Consider the following 21041-nt stretch of genomic DNA (forward strand, 5'->3'; position numbering starts at 1 on the left):
CGCGTCGTCAGACAGGTCACTCAGCGCGCGGGCCGCTCGCGCAGCATCCGCCAGGCCGGGACCAGGGCCGAGGCGAGCGCGAGGGCCACCGCGCCCGCGCCCGCGGCGAGGAGGAATCCGGGCGGGCCGCTGATGTGGACGCCGCCGGTCAGGGCCATGCTGGTGGCGGACAGCACGGTCGCGGCGACCGCCGCGCCGAGCAGCACCCCGCATCCGGCGACGACCAGGCTCTCCCAGGCCACCAGGGCCAGGACGTTGCGCCGGGTCGCCCCGATCAGCCGGAGCATCGCGAACTCCCCGGTCCGCACGAGCGTCGCCATGACGACCGTGTTGGCCAGCGCGAGCGCCGTGAACGCGGCGATGAGCGCGCTGAAGAGGTAGACCGGCCAGGTCTCGTCCACCGCGCCGGCCGACCCGGTCTCGCGCATCTGGGCGCGGTCGGCGGCATGGGCCGAGGGCCAGCGCTGGGTCAGCCGCGCCAGGTCCCGGTCCAGGGCGGGCCGCTGGTCCTGGCCGGTGATCAGGTAGACGGCGTCCAGCAGCGGATCGGGGGTGTGCGGGCGCAGCACGGCGGCCGGTACGACGAGGTCGGCGAAGCCGAGGGAGCGGTCGAAGCGGGCGCCGATCGTCAGCTCCCGCCGGGTGCCGTCGGGCAGCCGCAGCCGGATCCGCTCGCCGGTCTTCCAGCCGTACTCCTTGGCCTGCTCCTCGCTGACCGCGACCGCCCGCCCGGCGGTCAGCCCGCGCAGATCCCCGTCCTTGACGTGGATGTCGAGGGCCTGGGTCACATGGGCGTCGGCGCCCAGCGCCCGCGCGGTGACGCTCTCCGCCTCGTCGGTGTGCACGGACGTCCGCACCCACGCGGAGCTGGTCGAGGAGACCGCGGTGACGCCCGGCAGCCGTGCCGCCTCCTCGGCGACCGATGGAGGCAGCCCCTCCGCGTCCCGTGGCAGCAGCACATGACCGGCCGTCAGCCGCTGCCCGGCCCAGTCGGCCGCCACGCTCTGCTGGGTGGTCTGCATGAACAGCGCCGATACGGCGAAGCCGACCATCAGCACGATCGGCACCGCGGCGGCCGCGACCTGGCGCGGCGCGGCCGTGGTGTTGGCCAGCGCCAGCCGCCCGGTGCGCCGGGAGAAGACCCGTAGGAGCGCTCCCACGAACGGCGTGAGCGGCCGGACCAGCGCGGGACCGAGCGCGGCCGCCGCGATCAGCAGCGTCAGGACGCCGCCGAACGCCAGCCCCGCGCCCGACATTCCGCCCATGGAGATGCCGAACGTCAGGAACAGCCCGGTGAAGACCAGGAACGCCAGCCCGGTCAGCAGCCGCGACCGCGGCATCCGCCGCTCCGGCGCCGCGGCCTCGCGCAGCGCCTCGGCCGGGCGCACCCGGGAGGCCCGGCGCGCGGCCGACCACACGGCGAGCCGGGTGATGACGAGCCCGGCGACGGCCGCCCCGGCCAGCGGCCACGGCCCGACCTCGATCGTCAGCTCCTCCGGCGCGATCCCGAGCGAGACCAGCGCGTCGGCCAGCGGCCCGGCCAGCGCGGCGCCCGCCGGGATGGCGATCACCCCGCCGAGGATCGCCACCAGCAGCGTCTCCCAGCCCAGCATGCGCTTGATCTGACGGGGCGTGGCGCCGATGACCCGCAGCAGCGCGATCTCCTGGTAGCGCTGGAGGATCGCGAAGGCGAAGCCGCCCGCCATCACGAACAGGGCGACGAACACGGCCAGCGAGCCCATGGACACCACGAAGACCAGGGTGTCGATGAAGAGCACATCGCTGGAGGAGACCTCGGTGTCCGCGGTGTCGGTCAGCACGGTGACCGACGGGCCCGCTCCGAGCGCCGCCCGCACCCGGCTCGCCACCGCCTCCGGATCGGCGTCCGCCGCGGTGGTCACCGCGATCGCGTGTACACCGCTCCCCTCGGGGGCGAGCCGGGCGGCGGTGTCCGGCGTGAAGAACAGCGCCGACTGGTCCTTCGTCAGCCCCGCGCGCGGCCCGGCGACGATGCCGCTCAGCCGGTACGTGCCACGGCCCTCGGTCCCGGTCAGTACGGTGAAGGGGCGGCCGATCCGCAGCCCCCCGCGGCGCGCCGTGGCCGCGTCGACCACCACCTCGTCGGCCGCGGCCGGGGCCCGGCCCGCGCGCAGCGCGTACGGGGTGACGCGGGCGCTCGCCCAGGAGTGGCCGAAGGACCGGGTGCCCTGCTCGGGGGTGACGGGGCCGCCGCCGGTGCCCACCGCCTGCGCGTAGAAGGCCAGGTCGGGGACGGCGGAACGGACGCCATCGACGCCGCGCACCCTCTCCACCAGCCGGGCGGGCACCGGTGGGCGCGGCACCAGCGGCGCCTCCACGTCGCCGAACCCGGGCCGGTGCTCCTTCCCGTCCAGCCCCACGGCGGCGTTGCCCGCGACCACCAGGGACGCGCCGTGGAAGCGGTTCGGCTCGCCGTGGCCGCGCAGGGCGGATTCCAGCAGGATTCCGGCGGAGGTGAGCAGCATCAGGGCCAGCGTCACCGCCGCGAGGGAACCCGCGAACAGGGAACGCCGGGCGCGAAGCGTACTGAAGACGAGCCGCAGCACGGCGCTCCTCGATTCGTGATTCGTGTCGACCTTGGAAGGATCCTCCGCCGGTCTGTCCGAATTCTGTCCGCCGTCTGTCCGTGTCCTCCGTACGTGTCGGCTGGTCCGGGCCGGTTCGCGGGACAGCCGTACCCGTCCCGTGGTCCGATATCACCCATGGAGTTCGAATTACTCGGCGACCTCATGGTTCGTAACGGCTCCGGCGTGGCCCTCGCCATCGCCGGGGCGCGGCCGCGCGCCCTGCTGGCCCTTTTGCTGCTGCACGCCCCCTCGGCGGTCAGCACCGGCCGGATCCTGGACGAACTGTGGACGGGGGCGCGAGCCAAGGACCCGATGGCGGCCCTCCACACGGCGGTGGCCAAGCTCCGCCGCGCCCTCCAGCCGCACGCCCCCGGCCTGGTGGTCACCGGCCCCGCCGGCTACCGGCTGGACCTGACCGGCCATACGGTCGATGTGCGGCTGCTGGACGGCGAGCTGGCCCGGGCCCGCGCCACCGAGGACCCCGGGCGCCGGGCGGCGCTGCTGCGCGCCGCGCTCGACCGGTGGTCGGGGACCCCGCTCGCCGGACTGCCCGCGCTGCCGTTCGTCCAGGCCGAGCGGGCCCGGCTGGAGGCGCTGCGGCTGACCGTCCTCGAAGAGCGCGCCGACGCCGAACTCGCCGCCCACGCAGCCGCGGGCGGGCCCGCCGGAGGACCGGCCGGGGGAGCGGATCCGGCCGATCTGGCCGAGGCGCTGCGGGCCGCCTCCCGGGCCGACCCGGACCGGGAGCGGCTGCACGCCCTGCTCATCCGCACCCTCCAGGCGTGCGGACGGCAGGCCGAGGCGCTGGGGGTGTACCGGGCGGCACGCGCCGATCTGCGCGAGCGGCTGGGCATCGAGCCGGGCCCCGAGATGCGCGCCGCCCAGCAGGCCGTCCTGCGCGGCTTCGCCACCCCCGGGAGCAACGGCACCGGAACCGCGACCGGCACCGCGACCGCCACCGGCACGGTACGCACCCGGCGCGGCGGCCCCGCCGCCCACCCCGGCCTGCCCTCCGGCACCGACTTCGTCGGGCGCGGCCCCGAACTCGCCGCGATCGCCGCCCAGCTGGCCGACGCCCGGCTGGTCACCGTGACCGGCACCGCGGGCATCGGCAAGACCCGGCTGTCCCTGGCCGCGGCGGCCCGCGAACAGGAGGCCGGGGCCACCGTCTGGCGGGTGGACCTGGTGCCCTGCTCACCCGCCGACGTCCCCGGCGCGGTCGCCGCCGCGCTGGGCATCGCGCCAGGTCCCGCCGAAACCCTCGCCGACCGGATGCGGCTCGCCATCGACCGCGCACCCCGGTGCCTGCTGCTCCTCGACAACTGCGAACACCTCACCGAGGCCGCAGCGGGCCTCACCGCGCGCCTGCTGGAGGACTGCCCCCGGCTGCGGGTGCTCGCCACCAGCCGGGAAGGGCTCGGCGTGGCCGGGGAGTCCCGGCTCGCCCTGCGTCCCCTCGACGGCCAGGACGCCGTCCGGCTCTTCCTCGGCCGGCTCGCCAGGGTCTCCCCGCCCGCCGCCCGCGCCGCCGACTGGGAGGAGGTCCGCGCCCTGTGCGAGGCCGTCGACCGGCTTCCGCTCGGCATCGAACTCGTCGCCCCCAAGGCCGCGTCCACCCCGCTGCCCGTCATCGTCCGCCAGCTCCGCACCCGCCGCGGGCTGCTGGAGGTGCCGCTGCGCTCCGCCGACGCCCGCCACGGCACCCTGCGCGCCGCCCTCGACTGGAGCTACCGCCTCATCACCGACGAGCAGCGGGAGGTGTGGCGGGCCGTGTCGGTGTTCGCCGCCCCCTTCACCGTCGACGCCGCCGAGGCCGTCGCCGGGCCCGGAGCGGGCGACATCCTCGCCCTGCTCGCCGAGAAGTCGCTGCTGGTCTACGACCCGGGCCCCGGCAGTCCCCGCTACCGCGTGCTCGTCTCCCTGCGTCAGTACGCCCGCCAGGCGCTCGCCGAACGCGGCGAGGAGACCGGCTGCTTACGCCGCCACGCCGACTGGGTCGCCGCCCTCGCCCAACGCACCGACGCCGCGCTGCGCACCGGAAGCGGACCGGCCGCCTTCGCCGAGATGACCGCCGCGACCCCCGAGGTGGCCTGCTGCCTGGACTGGCTCCAGGACAGCGACGACCCCGCCGACCGGCTGCTCGGCTCCCGCATCGCCACCCATCTCTCCCTCTACTGGATGGCCGCGGGCCAGCGCCAGGAGGGCCACCGGCGGCTGCTGCGGGCCCTGGAGTCCACCCCGCCCGCCGCCGACTGGTACGCCGAGACCCTGGCCTGGTGCGGCTGGCTGGGCGTCAACATCCGCCGGGCCGGGGACGACGACGAACTGCTGCGCCAGGCCCTCCCCGCCGCCGAGAAGCGCGGCGACCCCGCCGTGGTGACCCTCGTCGGAGCGCTCGCCCTCACCGCCCACGTCCGCCAGGAGCGGCTGGCCGAGGCCCGCGAGGTGGCCCGGCGCACCGCCTCCGCCCTCGACGAGCACGGCCACCGCTGGGAGACCGGGGTGTGGCAGCTGTTCCACAGCGAACTCCTGGTCGCCGAGGACGAGCGGCGCGCCGCCCTCACCTCCGCCATGACCGCCCGCGAGCTGCTGACCACCCTCGACCCGCACTCCGCCGCAACCGCGCACATCATGACCGGCATGGCGTACGAGCGTCTCGGCGAGCGCGCCCTCTCGGCGCGCGCCTTCCGCGCCGCCCACGACGAACTGCGGCTCATCGGCGCCGAACACGAGGCCGCCTACGTCAAGGCCGTGCTCGCCTGCGCGGCCGCGGGCGACGGCGAATGGGACGACGCCCTCTCCTTCGCCGACGCCCTGGCGGCCTACGCCCGCGAGAGCGCCGAGGGCTATCTGCTGGCCAAGGTGGAGACCGTACGGGCGCTGGCCGCCCGCGCCCGCGGCGACCTCGACCAGGCCGAGCGGCTGCACTTACGCGCCTCCGAGCGCTATCGATGCGGCAACCGCCCCGAATGCGCCGCCCACGACCTCACCATGCTCGGCGTGGTCGCGGCCGAGCGCGGCGAATCGGTGCTCGCCCAGGTCCGCTGGGAGCACGCGCTGCGCACCGCCCGGCTGTCCGGCCGCCGCTACGCCGAGGCCCTGCCGCTGCGCGGCCTCATCTCGCTGCGCGAGGCCCAGGGCGACGAGGCGGCCGCCGCCGAGCTGCGCGACCGGCTGGAGCGCACGGTCCGCGAGGCTTCCCCGTCGCGCACCACCGAGTGCCCCTTCCACCTCGCGGTCTCCTCCATCGCGTGCGACGCGACCGTGTCCTGAACCCGTTGTCAGTGGTGCGTGCGAAGGTGGCGGCACCTGGGGGGAAGCACAACAAAGGGAGGGCAATCGCCATGGGCTGGCACAAGGAGCTGCTGATCGGCTTCGATCTGGAGACGACGGGCACCGACCCGGGCACCGCACGGATCGTGACGGCCGCGGTGGTCGAGGTACGGGGCGGCGAGCCGATCGGGCGGCACGAGTGGCTGGCCGCGCCGGAAGTGCCCATTCCGGAGGATGCGGTGGCCGTGCACGGGATCACCAACGAACGGGCGGCGGCGGGCCGCCCCATACGCGAGGTGGCCGACGAGATCGCGGACGTGCTGGTAGCGCACTGGCGCACGGGTGCGCCGGTCGTGGCGTACAACGCGGCGTTCGACCTGAGCCTGCTCGCCGCCGAGTTGGACCGGCACCGGCTGCGCTCGCTCGGCGACCGGCTGGGCGGCGCGGAGACCGGCCCGGTCGTCGATCCGTACACGATAGACCGCGCCGTCGACCGCTACCGCAAGGGCAAGCGCACGCTGGAGGCGGTCTGCGGGGAGTACGGGGTGGCGCACGAGCGCGCCCACGAGGCCGGGGCGGACGCCCTCGCCGCGGTGCGCGTCGCCTGCGCGCTCGCCGAGCGGCACCGGCAGGTCGCCGGTCTGGAGCTGTGGGAGCTGCACCGCAAGCAGGTCGGGTGGTACGCCCACTGGGCCGCCGACTTCCAGTCCTGGCTGCGCAGCAAGGGCACCCCGGACGCGGTCGTGGACGGCGGCTGGCCGCTGCGCGAGGCGCGGGCGGCCGTCGGGTAGCTCCGGGCACCGCCGATGCGTTACCGCCGATGAGTTTTCGCCGCCCGCCCGGTCCGTACAGAGGTGGGGGAGCGGACCGGAGAAGAGGAGACCCACCGATGACCGACCAGACCGCCCGTATCGACCTCGGCCCCGCCGCCCGGCGGGTGACGGCGCTGCTCAGCGGCGTCTCGGACGACCAGCTCGGGGCGCCCACCCCGTGCGGGACGTACTCCGTGGGAGATCTGCTCGACCACTTCATGGGGCTGGCCATCGGCATGCGCCAGGCCGCTGAGAAGAACACGGACCAGGAGGCGGGCCCGGCGCCCGGTCAGGGGCAGGCCGCGCGGCTGGACCCCGACTGGCGCCAGGAGCTGCCCCGGCGGCTGGACGCGATGGCCGACGCCTGGCGCGACCCGGCGGCCTGGCAGGGCAGTACGCAGGCCGGAGGCGTGACGCTGCCCGCCGAGGTCATGGGCGTTGTCGCACTCGACGAGCTGGTGGTCCACGGCTGGGACCTCGCCCGCGCCACCGGGCAGCCCTTCGACTGCGATCCGCGCAGCACCGAAGCGATCATCGGGTGGCTGGCGGCGTTCCCGGACGACGTGCGGGACGGGCGCGCGTTCGGCCCCGCGGTCACCGTGCCGCAGGACGCGTCGTCGCTGGACCGCGCCGTCGCGCTCAGCGGCCGCGACCCCGCGTGGACTCCGTGAACCGGTCGCTCAGAACGCGTACCAGCGCACCGCCGCGTCGCCCTCCCGCAGCGAGGCGACCCTGCGGCGGAACTCGGCCAGTGCCGCCGGGTTCCCCGGCGCGTGCTGGGCCACCCACGCACAGCTGGCCGTCTCCCGCGCGCCCCGCAGCACCGCGCACCCCGGCCACTCCCGCACGTCCCAGCCGTACGCCGCGCTGAACTCGTCGTACGCCGCGGCGCCGAGCCCGTAGCGGTCCCGGAACAGCGCCATCACGACGAGATCGTGCTCGCGCAGATCGGTGGCGAACGTCTCCAGGTCGACCAGGACCGGACCGTCCGGCCCGATGTGCACATTGCGCGGCAGCGCGTCGCCGTGGATCGGGCCGGGCGCCAGGTGCGGGGTCAGCTCCGCCGTGGCCGCCGCGATGTCGTCCCGGCGGGCGCGCAGATACGCGGCGTCCGCCGGATCGATCGCCTCCCCGGCCAGCCGCAGCCAGCGGTCGACCCCGCCCAGCAGGTCACGGCGCGGCAGCGCCAGGTCCGGCGGCGGTTCCGGCAGGGCGTGCACCCGCCGCAGCAGCGCGGCGAGGTCGCGCGGCCCGGCGGGGCGCTCGGGCGGCGGGAGCTGTTGCCAGTAGGTGACCAGGTGGCCGTCGTACGCGAGCGGCTGGTCCGCGCCGCCGAAGCGGCGGTCCGGGCGCACCGCCGGCACCCCCTCGCGGGCCAGCCAGTCGGCGACCCGCAGCTCCCGCGCCGCCCGCTCCCGTACGGCGAGGTCGCGGCTGACGCGGACCACCAGGGAGAGGCGGTCGAGGGCGAAGACGGCGTTCTCGCCGAGTGCGAGCAGCCGGGCCCCGGCGGCGTCGTCCGTGCCGCCCGGCAGCGCGGCGGCGAGCACCGCCCGCGCCCGCGCCTCCGTGAACCCCGCGTCCGCCGCCACGCCGTACCTCTCCCTGCCCGCTGCCGAAGCCTGTCCGGGCAAGTCTCGCACCCGGGCCGGGGCACGTTCCGGGGGTGGGGACTGGGTGCGCCCGGCGCTCGGGTGCCCCCGTTCTTCCGGCTGGGGGCACCTCCCAGCGGTAGCTGGGGGAGAACCGAGCCCTTAGAAAGAGGGGCTGAATATCCGGAGGCGGTCGCCCACGTCGGGGGCCTGGCGGCGGCGGGTCGGGCGGCCCGGCTCCACCGTGCCGATGTAGAGCCAGCCCAGGGCGCGTTCGGGCTGGTCCAGGTCGAGCAGTTTGCGGACCGGTTCGGCGTCGAGCTGGGCACCGGTCCGCCAGATACTGCCGAAGCCGCGCGCGTGGAGCAGCAGCATCAGCGAGGTGGTCATCGCGGAGACGGCGGCCATCTGTTCCCATTCCGGCACCGGGGAGACGGCGTCGGGGGAGAACACGAGCGTGGCCAGCAGGGGCGCCCGCCGGGTCTTGGCGCGCATCGACTCGACGCTCTTGCCGTTGTCCTCGGCGAGGGCGGCGGCGAGCGCGTCCCGGGCGTCGCCGGAGATCAGCAGCCATCGCCAGGGCCGCAGCATGCCGTGGTCGGGGGCGCAGGAGGCGGCCTTGAGCAGGTAGCGGAACTCTTCGGGGCTGGGGGCCGGACCGGCGAGCTTCTGCTCGCTGCGGCGGGTGAGGATGGCCGTCATCACGTCCATGCGGGTTCCCTTTCGTGGTGGGGCGTGCCGAGCAGCAACTGTTCGGGGCCGGCGGGCAGTTCGCGGCCCATCAGGGAGTGGAGGAGCGGGTAGGCGCTGGTGTCGCCCGCCAGGACGCCGCCGAGCAGGGTGCGGGCGTCGTCGGCGAGGACGAACTTGGCGTAGCTGCCCGTCCGGTGGTGGTGGCGGACGAATTCGAGGGCGCCGGGGGTCTCGGCGTGGCAGTCGCCGAAGCTGGCGACGTCGACGCCTAGCAGTTTGAGCCGGGTGGAGGTGTCGGCTCCGGCGAAGGGCCGGGCGGGGAGGCCGAGGAGCTGGGCGGCGACGGATTCGGCCATGCGGTAGCCGGGGGCGACGAGCCCGTAGCAGCGGCCTTCGACGGCGGCGCATTCGCCGATCGCCCAGATCCGGGGGTCGGGGGTGCGGCAGTGGTCGTCCACGAGGATGCCGCCGCGCGGGCCGCGTTCGAGGCCGGACGGTTCGGCCAGGTCGTCGCGGGGGCGTACGCCGGTCGCGAAGACGACCACGGCGGCGTCCAGCCGGGTGCGGTCGTCCAGGGTGACCGCGCGGACGCGCCCGTCGGGGCCGGGGTCGACGGACCGGGTGATGGTGCCGCAGTGGGGCTGCACGCCGAGCTTGCCGACGAGGTCGGCGAGGACCTGTCCGGCCCCGGCGTCGATCTGGAGCGGCAGCAGATGCGGGGCCGTCTCCACCACATGGGCCCGCATGCCCAGCAGCCGCAGGGCGTTGGCCGCTTCGAGGCCGAGGAGCCCGCCGCCGATGACGACGCCCGCCCGGCCGGGGACGGCCGCCGCCCTGATGGCCTCGATGTCCTCGACGGTCCGGTAGCGGAAGCAGCCGGGCAGGTCGCGTCCGGAGATCGGTGGGACGAAGGGCCGGGAGCCGGTGGCCAGGACCAGCGCGTCGTAGCCGGTCACGGCGCCGTCCGCGCTGGTGACGGTGCGGGCGCGGCGGTCGATGGAGACGGCGGTGGTGTTGAGGCGGATGTCGGCCAGCGGATCGGCGAGGAGGTCGGGTCCTGTGAGGTCGAGTGCTCCGGCGTCGCCGTCCTCCCCGCCTTCCAGATGGGACGAGAGCGAGATCCGGTCGTAGGCGGGCCGCGGTTCCTCGGCGAGGACGACGAGGCGCCAGCGGCCGTCCGGATCCCGGTCCCGGACGCGCTCCACCAGCCAGTGGCCGACCATGCCGTGGCCGACGACGACGAGGGTGCGGCTCACCGGAGCGCCTCCGCCACGGCCGGTTCGGGCCGTGGTCCGGCGGCGGCGTGCAGGGTGGCGCACAGGTCGCGGACGGCGCCCGCGCAGCTGCCGCAGCCGGTGGTGGCGCGGGTGGCGGCGGCGAGTGCCGCGGCGTCGCGGGCGCCGCGGTGCCAGCTGTCGGCCAGGGTGCGCTTGGTGACGTTGTTGCAATGGCACAGGACCGCGTCGTCCGGCAGCTCGACCGGGCCGCGCCGCCCGGCGGGGGTGCCGAGCAGGAACGCCAGCCGGTCCGACGGCACCGGCAGCCCCTGGTCGCCCAGGGCGCTCAGGGCGGCGATGGCCTGGGGGTAGCCCACCAGGACGGCGCCGAGGAGCCGCTGGTCGCGCAGGTGCAGCCGGGCGTAGCCGCCGCGGGCGGGGTCCTGGAGCGTCACCGTCTCCTCGATCTCGTCGGCGGGTCCTGGCGGGCCGTAGGCCGCGACGTCCAGTCCGGGGGCCTTCAGCCGGGTCACCGGCACGCAGGCGCGGGGCCGGGGGCGGCCGTCGCAGAGCGTCGCGGCGAGCCGTTCGGCCTGGTGCCAGGCGGTGGTGGCGAGCCCGGGGACGCTGCCGTGTTCCTCGGCGCAGTCGCCGATGGCGTGGACGCGCGGATCGTCGGTGGCCAGGGCGGTGTCGACCACCACGCCGGTGCGGACGGAGAGTCCGGCGGCGCGGGCCAGCCGGGTGTCGGGCCGGACCCCGGCGCACACCACCACGGTGTCGATGCCGAGGGCCTGGCCGCGGTCGAGGGTGAGGGCGCCGGGGGCGTACGCGACGGCCTGCCGGGACAGTTCCAGCCGGATGCCGCGGTCGCGCAGCCCGCGGGCGACGAGCGCCCCGGCGGCGGCGTCGAGCTGGCGGTTCATCGGGTACGGATGCGGATGCACCAGCGTGACGCGGGTGCCGCCGCGCCGCAGCGCGAGCGCCGTCTCCACCCCCAGCACCCCGGCGCCGACCACGGCGACCTGGCCGCCGGTGACGCGCCGGGAGTCGGCGACGGTACGCAGCGGGGTGACGCCCTCGGCGAGCCGGCCGCGGTCGGTCAGCAGGCCGGGTATGGCGGGGATGCGGGGCCGGGCGCCGGTCGCGAGCACCAGGTGGTCGTAGGGGATGCCGGTGCCGTCCGCGGTGTGCACCAGGCGGCGTTCCCGGTCGACGCCGGTGACCCGGGTGCCCAGCCGCACCACGGTGCCGTCCGGCGGGGCGGGCAGGGCCAGGGCGCGGGCCGGGAGCGTGCCGTCCAGCACCGAGGGGAGCAGCACCCGGTTGTACGCGGCCACCGGCTCGGCCCCCAGGACGGTGACGGTGCCCTGGTGGCCGTGGTGGTGCAGCCGGTCCACGAGGCGGTGGGCGGCGATGCCGTTGCCCACGACGACGACGGCGCTCATGGCGCGGCCGTCCAGGGGTCGAGGCGGACCGCACAGACCTTGAACTCGGGCATGAGGCTCTCCGGATCGAGGGCGGTACTGGTGAGGAGGTTGGCCCGGCCGTCCGCGGTGAAGTGGAACGGCAGGAAGACGGTGTCGGCGCGCAGGGTCGGCACCAGCCGCACCCGGGCGACGGCCGTGCCGCGGGCCGAGCTGACCCGGGCCAGCGCGCCCTCGGTGAGCCCGGCCCGCTCGGCGGTGTCCGGGTGCACTTCTACGAACGACTCGGGCTCGGCGGCGAGCAGTTCGGGGACCTCGCGGGTCTGGGCGCCGGACTGGTAGTGCGCCAGCACCCGGCCGGTCGTGGCGTACAGGGGGAAGCGGCCGCCGGGGACCTCGGCGGCGTCCCGGTGGTCGACCGCGCGGAACCTGGCCCGGCCGTCCGGGTGGGCGAAGCGGTCGAGGAAGAGCCGGGGCGTGCCCGGGTGCGGCGGCTGCCCGGGCGGCGCTTCGGGGCAGGGCCAGTGCAGGGCCTCTCCGGCGTCGAGCCGTGCGTAGCTGACGCCGGAGTAGTCGGCCCGGCCGCCGCGGGTGGTGCGGCGCAGCTCCTCGAACACCTCGTGCGGTGCGGCGGGGAAACGTTCCGGCGGCTGACCGAGCCGGATCGCGAGCCCGCGCAGTACGTCCAGGTCGCTCCGTACGCCCGGCGGGGGTCCGGAGAGCCGGCGGCGGCGCACCACCCGGCCCTCCAGATTGGTCATGGTGCCCTCCTCCTCGGCCCATTGCGTCACCGGCAGCACCACATCGGCCAGCAGCGCCGTCTCGGAGGGCATGAAGTCGGCCACCACCAGCAGGTCCAGCGCGGCCAGCCGCTCGGTGATCCGCGCGGCGTGCGGCGCGGACACGGCCGGGTTGGAGCCGAACACCAGCAGCGCGCGCGGCCCGCCGGGGCGGCCGAGGGAGTCCAGCAGCTCGAAGGCGCTCGGCCCTGGCCCGGGCAGCTCCCGCGGCGCCACTCCCCAGACGGCGGCCACGTCGGCGCGCGCCCCGGGGTCGGCGATCGACCGGTAGCCGGGCAGCTGGTCGGCCTTCTGGCCCATCTCCCGGCCGCCCTGCCCGTTGCCCTGCCCGGTGAGGCAGCCGTAGCCGCTGCCCACCCGTCCCGGCAGGCCCAGGGCGAGGGCCAGGTTGATGAAGGCCGCCACGGTGTCGGTGCCCTTGCTGTGCTGTTCGGCGCCGCGCCCGGTGAGGACGTAGGCCCGCCGGGCCTCGCCGAGCATCCGTACCGCCTCGCGCTGGGCGGCCACCGGCACCCCGGTGACCTGTTCCACGCGCTCCGGCCACCAGGCCACCGCCCGCTGCCACGCGGCGTCGAACCCGACGGTGCGCCGGTGCAGATAGCCCTCGTCCATCCGGCCCTCGGTGACGGCGAGATGGAGCAGCCCGAGGGCGAGCGCCAGATCGGTGCCGGGCTGCGGCTGGAGGTGGAGGGCGGCGGTCTCCGCGGTCCGGGTCCGGCGCGGGTCGATGACGACGAGCCGCGCGCCCGCCAGGTGGCGCATCAGCGGCGGCATGGTCTCGGCCGGGTTCGCGCCCGCCAGCAGGATCACCTCGGCGTCGTCGAGGTCGCCCACCGGGAACGGCAGTCCGCGGTCGACACCGAAGGCGGCGTTCCCGGCGGCCGCCGCGGAGGACATGCAGAACCGGCCGTTGTAGTCGATGCGGCTGGTGCCGAGCGCCACCCGGGCGAACTTGCCCAGCAGATACGCCTTCTCGTTGGTGAGCCCGCCGCCGCCGAACACCGCCACCGCGTCCGGCCCGTGGGCGTCCCGGATGCCGCGCAGCCGGTCCGCGACGGTGTCCAGGGCCTGGTGCCAGCCCGCCGGTTCCAGCGATCCGCGGGCGTCGCGGATCAGCGGGTTGTGGAGCCGCACCGGGGTGTCGAGGAGGGCGGGGGCGGTCCACCCCTTCTGGCACAGCCCGCCCCGGTTGACGGGGAAGTCGGAGGGCCGCACGGTCACCGTGCCGTCCGCGCGGTCCAGCCAGGTGCCGCACTGGAGGGCGCAGTACGGGCAGTGGGTCGCCACCGCGGACGGGACGGAGGGCGCGGTGAACGGGGCCGCGGGGGAGCGGGATTCAGACATGGGAGACCTCCCGGCGCCGCGCTGAGCGGCCGGTTCCGCCGGGGCCGCCGCCGGGTTCGCCACGCAGATAGACCGCCCAGGTCACCACCGCGCAGAGCGCGTAGTACCCGAGGAAGGCGGTGAACGCGGCGTCACCGGTTCCGCCGGGACCGTCGTAGCAGGCGCGGAAGGCCAGGTTGACCGCGACGCCGCCGAGCGTGCCGACCGCGCCCGTCACGCCGATGACCGCGCCGGACAGCTCACGGGCCCGGGCGAAGGCACGAGCGGCGTCCTCGCCAGCGGTGACGGCCTTCTCCGCGTCCTGCGTGAAGACCGCCGGAATCATGGTGTACGCCGAGCCGTTGCCGATCCCCGACAGCACGAACAGCACACAGAAGGCGGCCACGAACAGGGTGAACGAATGCCGCGCGGAGGCCAGCAGCAGCACCCCGGTCCCGGCCGCCATTGCGGCGAGGTCCACGAGGGTCACCCGCGCACCGCCCCACCGGTCGGCGAGCCACCCGCCGAGCGGCCGGAACAGCGAGCCGAGCATCGGGCCGAGGAAGGTGTACGAGACGGCCTCCAGCGCACTGGCGCCGAACTCGTACTGGAGGACCAGGCCGAACGCGAAGCCGTAGCCGATGAACGAGCCGAAGGTGCCGACGTACAGCAGCGACATCCACCAGGTGTGGCGGCTGCCCAGGGCCTCGCGCAGCGCCCCGGGCCGGGCCCGTACGGTCGGGAAGTTGTCCATCCGGCGGGCGGCGAGCACCGCCAGCACGGCGGCCAGCGGCAGATAACCGGCCGCCAGGTACTCGGGGTGACCGAGCCCGGCGGTGGCAGCCACCAGCAGCCCGAGCAGCTGCACCACGGCCACGCCCAGGTTGCCGCCGCCCGCGTTGAGCCCCAGCGCCCGGCCCTGGTGGCGGCGGGGGAAGATGCCGGAGACGTTGGTCATCGACGAGGCGAAGTTGCCGCCGCCGAGCCCCGCTGTCGCCCCGGCCAGCAGGAACACCCACAGCGGGGCGTCCGGCCGCTGGATCACCCAGACCGCGAGCGCGAGGGGGAGCAGCAGGGAGGCGGTGGCGCGCACCGTCCAGTCGCGGCCGCCGACGCGGGTCACGGCGTAGCGGTAGGGCAGCCGGAGCGCGGCCCCGGCCAGCGTGGGGACCACGACCAGCAGGAACTTCTCCCCGGCGGCGAAGGTGAATCCGGTCGCGGGGGACATGAAGAGGACCAGGACCGACCACAGGCTCCACACCGAGAAGCCGAGGTGTTCGGTCGCGACGGACAGCACCAGATTGCGCCGTGCGACGCGACTGCCCTCGCGTTTCCAGAACTCCCGGTCCTCGGGGTCCCAGTGAGATATCCAGCGGCCGGAACCGGCCCGAGCCTTGCCCATGAGTTGCCTCGGCCTCCACTCGCATCTGAACACGGTCACAGTCATCAGTGGTGGTGATGGTGATGGTGTTGAAGGTGGTGCTTGGTGTGGCACGAGAATGCTGATGCCGGATTCCTCTACGGGCTGTGGAAGCTCCAGAGGCATATCCAGACTGCCGGGCGGCGGAAAGCGGGCTCAATTGAACCTTGGTACACACGACGGACCGGCCTCGCGCAGGGCAGCAGAGGCCGGCCGGATCAAGGTGGTGCGTCCCCGTCACATGGTCGTGCGCAGCGTCTCGATCCAGGCATACGACACCAGGCCCGCTTGCAGCCTGGACTCCACATGCAGCTTGGTCAGGATCTGGGCGACGTGTGCTTTGACGGTGCGTTCGGTGACGGCGAGCCGTGACGCTATGGACCGATTGGACTCCCCGTCACCCAGCAAGCGGAACACGTCGAATTCGCGATTCGAAAGCGAGGGCACCCGGTCCAGCTCATCCTGCCAGGTCCGGCGAGCGCTGGGGGCCAGGAGCGGTGCTTTCCTGTTGGCTAAACCGATCAGGCTTCCCTGTGTGACCATGTATCTCCCTCTCCCGAAATCGCGGGTCGCGGGGTCCGGGTAATAGGTGAATTCGCGTCAGCCTTATGGGCCCGGGCAGTATACGGAAGCCGCCCATGTCAGAGGTGTGTGACGAGCTTCACTTCCCGTGCGCGCGGCCCGCCGGATGTCGTCGTCGACCTGCGGGTCTGTGGTGACGGACGATGCGGAACCGTCTTGCTCTCTGAGACGGTGTCACCGGCGGGCCGCAATGGCGCATTATCGCTCAAGGCGCGGACGAGCGATCATGCTAGATTCTCTCGATTTCCGCTCAATCGAGCAGGTCCTGAGTGGTCCTCAGCCGCAGACCGACCGTGGCCCTCAGCGGAGCCGTTCGCGGTCCTCCGCGTCCTCCGCGCCCGCCGTGGCCACCGCCTCCGCCGTCTCCCCGGCCTTCGGCCGCACCCGGCCCTGGGTGACCGCGAGGACCGCACCGGCCAGCAGCACCACCGCGCCGACGGCCTGGACGGCGCCGAAGGTCTCGCCCAGGAAGAGGTAGGAACACAGGGTGCCTACCGCGGGCACCATGAACATCATGATCGAGGCGGAGGCCGGGCCCACCGCCCCCACGCCCCGGTAGTAGAAGAGGTTCGCCACGGCCGTCGGCCCGATCGCCACGAACACCGCGTTGATCCAGGTGGTGGCGGGCACCGCGCCCCAGTCCGCGTCCATCGCGGAGGGCACGCTGTACAGGCCCAGCAGGATGGCGCCGCAGGTCATCGCGTACGCCGTGGCCCGCAGCGGTTCGATCCCGGCGAGCACCCGGGGGCCGAGCAGGGTGAACGCCGCCCAGCAGCCCGCGCTCAGCAGGAACAGCACATCGCCGATGAAGCGGTCGCTGCCCGCGCCCGCGTCGGTCCGCGCGCCGATCAGGAAGATCACGGCACCGGTCAGCCCCAGCGCCAGCCCGGCGACCCGCCCGGCCGACGCCCGCTCCTTGCGGGTGATCAGCAGGAATCCGGTGGTCAGCACGGGGCTCATGACCGGGATGATCGTGGTGCTGTCCATCGCGGGGGCCAGCGAAAGCCCCCAGAAGAACAGCAGGTTGTACAGGAAGACGCCGAGTATCCCCGCCCCGGCCGCGCGCCCCACGTCCCGCCCCGACGTGGGTCGCTGGGACGGTACGAACCGCAGCGCGACGAGCAGGACGACCGCCCCGCCGCCGAAGCGCAGCAGGGCCGCCACGGAGTGCGGCAGATGGTCGACGACCACCTTGGAACTGCTGAAGCCGCTGCCCCATAAGACCATCGTGGTCGTCAGTAAGAGATAGGGATTGGTGCCCCCTCCGGCCCTCTGCTGTTTTTGCGACATGCGCTTCCCCCTTTGCCTGCTGCGATTGCGCCGCTGCGTTGCCGCTGGTGCGGCCGGTGCTGGTGTGGCCGAGCGCCCCGGTCGTGCCGGAGCGGGGCCGTCCAGATGACGTCCCGTCATCTGTGGTGGTCGGCCACAGCGTAACGGGCCGGTGAAGGGCCTGTGCCCTCGCCTCACCGACGACGTCCGAACCCGCCTGTACGAAGGTTCAATTGAGGGCCCTGAGGCCCCCCGGTGATAGTGATTCGCATCCCGGTGAGGAGCCGGGTCAACGCGAACACTCGTGGCGGGCACGGTCCCGCGCGGTGCGCTCCGCAAAGTCTTCTGTGATTTCCGACGGCCGCAAGAAGGGTTTCCCGAAATGCTGCTGCAATCCATGACATCGGACCCCATCGCGCGGAATTCCGATCTCGTCAGCCTCTTCCGGGAGGTCGCCGCGACGGCACCGGAGCGCACGGCGCTGTCCGCCGAGGACGACCGCGTCTCCTACCGGCGGCTCGACGCCTGGTCGGACGCGGTGGCCCGCACCCTGCTCGCCGAGGGGGTGCGGCCCGGGGACCGGGTGGCCCTGCGCATGTCGCCGGGGGCCGAGGCGATCGTCGCGATCCTGGCCATCCTCAAGTGCGGTGCCGCGTATGTCCCGGTGGACCTGCGCAACCCGGTCTCCCGGAGCGACTTCATCCTCGCCGACAGCGGCGCCAGCGCCCTGATCGGCGAGCCCCACGTGGGATGCGCGGTCACCAGGGTGGTCCGCACCGCGGCCGTGGCGGAGTGCAAGGACGCCGGGCCCGGGCCCGTGACGGGCGCCCCGGGCCCGGGCGCCGAGGACATGGCGTACGTCATCTACACCTCGGGCACCACCGGGAACCCGAAGGGCGTGCCGGTCCGCCACGCCAATGTGCTGGCCCTGCTCTTCGGCGCCCCCTCGGTGTTCGACTTCTCCGGGGAGGACCGCTGGCTGCTGTTCCACTCGCTGTCGTTCGACTTCTCGGTGTGGGAGATGTGGGGGGCGTTCTCCACCGGCGCCGAGCTGGTGGTGCTGCCGCACTGGGCGGCCCGTACGCCCGAGCAGTATCTGACGGTCATCATCGACCGCGGGGTCACCGTCATCAACCAGACGCCCACCGCCTTCCTCGCGCTCACCGAGGCGGCCGTGCGCGGCGGCCGGGACGTCTCGGGGCTGCGCTACGTCATCTTCGGCGGCGAGAAGCTCACCGCGCCCATGCTGCGGCCCTGGGCCAAGGCGTTCGGGCTCGACCGGCCGCGGCTGGTCAACGGCTACGGGATCACCGAGACCACCGTGTTCACGACCTTCGAGGAGATCGGCGAGGCGTATCTCGCGCAGGACGCCTCGGTCATCGGGCGCGCCCTGCCCTCGTTCGGCACCCGGGTCGTCGGCGACGACGACCGGGACGTGGACCTGGGCGAGACCGGTGAACTGTGGCTGTCCGGGGCACAGTTGGCCGAGGGCTATCTGCGGCGCCCGGAGCTGACCGCGGAGAAGTTCCCGGTGGTGACGGACGAGAAGACCGGCGAGTCCGTCCGCTACTACCGCACCGGGGACCTGGTGAGCGAGCTGCCGGACGGCCGCTTCGCCTACGAGGGCCGAGCCGACCTCCAGATCAAACTGCGCGGCTACCGCATCGAGCTGAGCGACATCGAGACCGCGGTGCGCCGCCACGACGACGTGGTCGACGCGGTCGTCACGGTGCGCGAGTTCAAGCCCGGCGACCTCCGGCTGGTCTGCGCCTACGTGGCCCGTGAGGGAAGCGCGACCACCGCACGGGAGCTGCGGAACCACATCAAGACCCTGTTGCCGGCCTATATGCACCCGGCGCGCTATCTGCCGCTGCCGGGGCTGCCCCGCACCGTCAACGGAAAAGTCGACCGGGCGGCCGTCGCCCGGTCCTGGGAGGAAGAGGTGGCACGTTCATGACGGGACAGCAGATCACCGACGCGCAGACCGCGCACCCCGACAACCTGGCCGTCACCTGGGTGGGTGAGGTGCTGGAGGAGTCCGACCTGTCCGCCCAGGACAACTTCCTCGACCTCGGCGGCCACTCCGTCCTGGCCCTGGAGCTGAGCGAACGCGTCAAGAAGGACCTCGGCGTCGACCTGGACATGCAGATCCTCTTCGAGCGCAGCATCGGCGAGGCCATCGCCGACGCCGTCACCCGCGCCCGGTCCACCAAGTAGCGAAGGAGAACCCCATGACCACCGTGAGCGAGCAGGCGAACTTCACCTTCAGCCCCGAAGAGGTGGCCCGGTTCGAGCGGGACGGCTACATCGGCCCGGTCAAGATCTTCGAGCCCGAGGAGATGACCCGCCGCTGGAACATCATCCGGCGCCAGCTCCTCGACCGTTCCCTGGCCATCTACCCGGACAGCGCGGGCAAGGCCAACATCTCCAACTACGACCGCCACCTCGACATCGACCTGCTGTCCGAGCACATCATGCGGCCGGAGATCGTCGACCGCGTGGCATCGCTCATCGGCCGCAACCTGCTGTGCTGGCGCAGCGAGTTCTTCCCCAAGTACCAGGGCGACGAGGGCACCGACTGGCACCAGGCCGCCACCTTCGCCCACGCGACCGGCAAGCCGCAGATCATCTGGCCGTCCGACGAGGGCCGCCCCGCCTTCATCGGCACCATCACGGTGTGGACCGCGTTCACCCACTCCACCGAGCAGAACGGCTGCCTCCAGCTGATGCCGGGCACCCACACGTCGATGAACTACGACGAGTCCAAGGGCATGGACTACGACGCGGAGGCCATCAACCAGCGCGAGAAGGACGGCATCAAGCGCGGCTTCTTCGGCTACGACTACCGGTCGCTCCAGAAGGACCCCGACTGGAAGCCGGACGAGTCGCAGGCTTACCCGATGGTCCTCAAGCCGGGCGAGGCCGTCATCTTCTGGTCGAACACCATGCACGCCTCGCTGCCGCACACCGGCAGCAAGACCGACTACCGCATGGGCTTCGCCGCCCGCTACGTGCCCGCCCAGGTGCAGGTCTACCCCGGCACCGAGAACCTGACCGAGTACGGCGACGGCATCAACCTCGAGAAGTACGGCGCGGTCCTCACCTCCGGCGTCGACGAGTACGGCCACAACCGGATGGCCCGCACCAGCCAGCGCGGCTACGAGTTCGTCCCGCGCCAGATCCCCAGCTGACCGCCGCACTCGTCCGGCCTCACGGCGGGGCGGCCCCGGGCCGCCCCGCCGTGCCCCATCCCGCGGCACGTGCCGCCACGGTTGCGCAGGAGGTACGTATGACGCCCCGTCCCCTCATCATGCTGCACCACGCGGGCGGCTCGGCCGCCGTCTTCGACCGGCTCGCCGCCGCCCTGCCGGACGGCATCCAGCCGCTGCCGCTGGAGCTGCCCGGACGCGGCAGGCGGTGGCGCGAGGCGCCCGTCACCACCATCGAGGACGCCGTCGACGACCTGCTGCGGGCGGTTGCCGGACACCAGGGCGAGATCGCGATCTTCGGCCACAGCGTGGGCGCCTACCTCGGCCTCTGTCTGACGGCCCGGCTGGCGGAGGGCGGCGGGCCGCGCTGCTCCACCCTCTTCGCCTCCGCCAACGCGGGCCCGGTGAGCGCCGAACCGCCCTGTGAGGGCTCGCCGTTGCTCACCACCGACGAGGAGATCTTCGCCATCGCCGAGAAGTCGGGCGGTACGATCTCCGCGCAGATCCGCGAACACCCCGTGCTGCGGGAGCGCACCGCGGGCCTGCTGCGCGCCGACTTCTCGCTCGGCGACTCGTTTCTGCGCAAGCGCCCGGCCGCCACCGTCGTGAGCGCCGATCTCGTGGTGTGCTGCGGCACCGACGACGTCTTCACCGACGCCCAGCTGGACGCCTGGCGGCACAGCACGACCGGGCGCACGGAGATCACGCCCCGCCTCCCCGGCGACCACTTCTACCTCGAACAGCCCGAACAGGCGGCCGCGTTGGCCGAGACGATCACCCGTACGCTGCTGGGTCCTGACGGCCGTACTCCTTGACGC

The 21041-nt window shown here is 74.0% G+C and carries 16 protein-coding genes; 7 read left to right on the forward strand and 9 right to left on the reverse strand.

The window, feature by feature from the left end; all coding sequences use genetic code 11:
• Positions 1–20: 20 nt before the first annotated feature.
• A complete protein-coding gene (locus tag ACH4TL_RS34705; protein WP_398324260.1) occupies positions 21–2585 on the reverse strand; it encodes an ABC transporter permease in 2565 nt (854 codons plus the stop codon).
• Positions 2586–2741: 156 nt separating this feature from the next.
• On the opposite strand from ACH4TL_RS34705, the gene ACH4TL_RS34710 reads away from it, so the two are divergent.
• The 3 genes from ACH4TL_RS34710 to ACH4TL_RS34720 all read left to right on the forward strand — a co-directional run bounded on the left by ACH4TL_RS34710 (position 2742) and on the right by ACH4TL_RS34720 (position 7362).
• Positions 2742–5879, forward strand: coding sequence for an AfsR/SARP family transcriptional regulator (locus ACH4TL_RS34710; RefSeq protein ID WP_398324262.1), 3138 nt, complete (start codon positions 2742–2744; stop codon positions 5877–5879).
• A gap of 71 nt (positions 5880–5950) precedes the next feature.
• Entirely contained in the window at positions 5951–6670 is a 720-nt protein-coding gene (locus ACH4TL_RS34715; protein ID WP_398324264.1) for a 3'-5' exonuclease, read from the forward strand.
• Positions 6671–6768: 98 nt separating this feature from the next.
• A complete protein-coding gene (locus ACH4TL_RS34720; RefSeq protein WP_398324266.1) occupies positions 6769–7362 on the forward strand; it encodes a TIGR03086 family metal-binding protein in 594 nt (197 codons plus the stop codon).
• 9 nt (positions 7363–7371) lie between these two features.
• Here the strand turns inward: ACH4TL_RS34720 and ACH4TL_RS34725 are convergent, their stop codons facing one another.
• The 8 genes from ACH4TL_RS34725 to ACH4TL_RS34760 all read right to left on the reverse strand — a co-directional run bounded on the left by ACH4TL_RS34725 (position 7372) and on the right by ACH4TL_RS34760 (position 17035).
• On the reverse strand, positions 7372–8283 hold the full coding sequence (locus tag ACH4TL_RS34725) for a phosphotransferase enzyme family protein (RefSeq protein ID WP_398324268.1): 912 nt from the start codon (positions 8281–8283) through the stop codon (positions 7372–7374).
• A 162-nt stretch (positions 8284–8445) separates the two neighbouring features.
• Positions 8446–8994: a nitroreductase gene (locus ACH4TL_RS34730; RefSeq protein WP_398324270.1), complete on the reverse strand. Its 549-nt coding sequence runs from the start codon at positions 8992–8994 to the stop codon at positions 8446–8448.
• Positions 8985–10232, reverse strand: coding sequence for an NAD(P)/FAD-dependent oxidoreductase (locus ACH4TL_RS34735; RefSeq protein WP_398324272.1), 1248 nt, complete (start codon positions 10230–10232; stop codon positions 8985–8987). Before ACH4TL_RS34735 ends, ACH4TL_RS34730 begins: the two co-directional genes overlap by 10 nt.
• Entirely contained in the window at positions 10229–11641 is a 1413-nt protein-coding gene (locus tag ACH4TL_RS34740; RefSeq protein ID WP_398324274.1) for an NAD(P)/FAD-dependent oxidoreductase, read from the reverse strand. Before ACH4TL_RS34740 ends, ACH4TL_RS34735 begins: the two co-directional genes overlap by 4 nt.
• Positions 11638–13764, reverse strand: coding sequence for a molybdopterin oxidoreductase family protein (locus ACH4TL_RS34745; protein ID WP_398324276.1), 2127 nt, complete (start codon positions 13762–13764; stop codon positions 11638–11640). Before ACH4TL_RS34745 ends, ACH4TL_RS34740 begins: the two co-directional genes overlap by 4 nt.
• Positions 13757–15145 (reverse strand): MFS transporter, encoded by a 1389-nt coding sequence (locus tag ACH4TL_RS34750; protein ID WP_398324278.1) that lies wholly within the window; start codon positions 15143–15145, stop codon positions 13757–13759. Before ACH4TL_RS34750 ends, ACH4TL_RS34745 begins: the two co-directional genes overlap by 8 nt.
• 255 nt (positions 15146–15400) lie before the next feature.
• Positions 15401–15706 (reverse strand): response regulator transcription factor, encoded by a 306-nt coding sequence (locus tag ACH4TL_RS34755; protein WP_398324280.1) that lies wholly within the window; start codon positions 15704–15706, stop codon positions 15401–15403.
• 339 nt (positions 15707–16045) lie between these two features.
• Positions 16046–17035, reverse strand: a complete 990-nt coding sequence (locus tag ACH4TL_RS34760; RefSeq protein WP_398324282.1) for a DMT family transporter — start codon at positions 17033–17035, stop codon at positions 16046–16048.
• Between the two features lie 376 nt (positions 17036–17411).
• Between ACH4TL_RS34760 and ACH4TL_RS34765 the strand changes: the two genes are divergently transcribed.
• The 4 genes from ACH4TL_RS34765 (at position 17412) to ACH4TL_RS34780 (ending at position 21038) form a co-directional block, all read left to right on the forward strand.
• On the forward strand, positions 17412–18971 hold the full coding sequence (locus tag ACH4TL_RS34765) for an amino acid adenylation domain-containing protein (protein WP_398324284.1): 1560 nt from the start codon (positions 17412–17414) through the stop codon (positions 18969–18971).
• Entirely contained in the window at positions 18968–19231 is a 264-nt protein-coding gene (locus ACH4TL_RS34770) for a phosphopantetheine-binding protein (RefSeq protein WP_398324286.1), read from the forward strand. The genes ACH4TL_RS34765 and ACH4TL_RS34770 overlap by 4 nt, the downstream gene beginning before the upstream one ends.
• Before the next feature lie 14 nt (positions 19232–19245).
• The gene (locus tag ACH4TL_RS34775; protein ID WP_398324288.1) at positions 19246–20205 is read left to right on the forward strand and encodes a chlorinating enzyme; all 960 of its coding nucleotides are present in this window, start codon (positions 19246–19248) and stop codon (positions 20203–20205) included.
• 98 nt (positions 20206–20303) lie between these two features.
• Positions 20304–21038: a thioesterase II family protein gene (locus ACH4TL_RS34780; RefSeq protein ID WP_398324290.1), complete on the forward strand. Its 735-nt coding sequence runs from the start codon at positions 20304–20306 to the stop codon at positions 21036–21038.
• Positions 21039–21041 lie beyond the last annotated feature (3 nt).

It is taken from the genome of Streptomyces sp. NPDC021115 (assembly GCF_044333065.1).
Classification (GTDB): domain Bacteria; phylum Actinomycetota; class Actinomycetes; order Streptomycetales; family Streptomycetaceae; genus Streptomyces.

What these genes read in the sequence shown, in the direction of transcription:
- ACH4TL_RS34730 (WP_398324270.1), bottom strand. Translation starts at nt 8,994, where the DNA reads ATGGACGTGATGACGGCCATCCTCACCCGCCGCAGCGAGCAGAAGCTC.
- ACH4TL_RS34715 (WP_398324264.1), top strand. Translation starts at nt 5,951, where the DNA reads ATGGGCTGGCACAAGGAGCTGCTGATCGGCTTCGATCTGGAGACGACG.
- ACH4TL_RS34780 (WP_398324290.1), top strand. Translation starts at nt 20,304, where the DNA reads ATGACGCCCCGTCCCCTCATCATGCTGCACCACGCGGGCGGCTCGGCC.
- ACH4TL_RS34765 (WP_398324284.1), top strand. Translation starts at nt 17,412, where the DNA reads ATGACATCGGACCCCATCGCGCGGAATTCCGATCTCGTCAGCCTCTTC.
- ACH4TL_RS34775 (WP_398324288.1), top strand. Translation starts at nt 19,246, where the DNA reads ATGACCACCGTGAGCGAGCAGGCGAACTTCACCTTCAGCCCCGAAGAG.
- ACH4TL_RS34710 (WP_398324262.1), top strand. Translation starts at nt 2,742, where the DNA reads ATGGAGTTCGAATTACTCGGCGACCTCATGGTTCGTAACGGCTCCGGC.
- ACH4TL_RS34770 (WP_398324286.1), top strand. Translation starts at nt 18,968, where the DNA reads ATGACGGGACAGCAGATCACCGACGCGCAGACCGCGCACCCCGACAAC.
- ACH4TL_RS34745 (WP_398324276.1), bottom strand. Translation starts at nt 13,764, where the DNA reads ATGTCTGAATCCCGCTCCCCCGCGGCCCCGTTCACCGCGCCCTCCGTC.
- ACH4TL_RS34750 (WP_398324278.1), bottom strand. Translation starts at nt 15,145, where the DNA reads ATGGGCAAGGCTCGGGCCGGTTCCGGCCGCTGGATATCTCACTGGGAC.
- ACH4TL_RS34740 (WP_398324274.1), bottom strand. Translation starts at nt 11,641, where the DNA reads ATGAGCGCCGTCGTCGTCGTGGGCAACGGCATCGCCGCCCACCGCCTC.
- ACH4TL_RS34760 (WP_398324282.1), bottom strand. Translation starts at nt 17,035, where the DNA reads ATGTCGCAAAAACAGCAGAGGGCCGGAGGGGGCACCAATCCCTATCTC.
- ACH4TL_RS34720 (WP_398324266.1), top strand. Translation starts at nt 6,769, where the DNA reads ATGACCGACCAGACCGCCCGTATCGACCTCGGCCCCGCCGCCCGGCGG.
- ACH4TL_RS34755 (WP_398324280.1), bottom strand. Translation starts at nt 15,706, where the DNA reads ATGGTCACACAGGGAAGCCTGATCGGTTTAGCCAACAGGAAAGCACCG.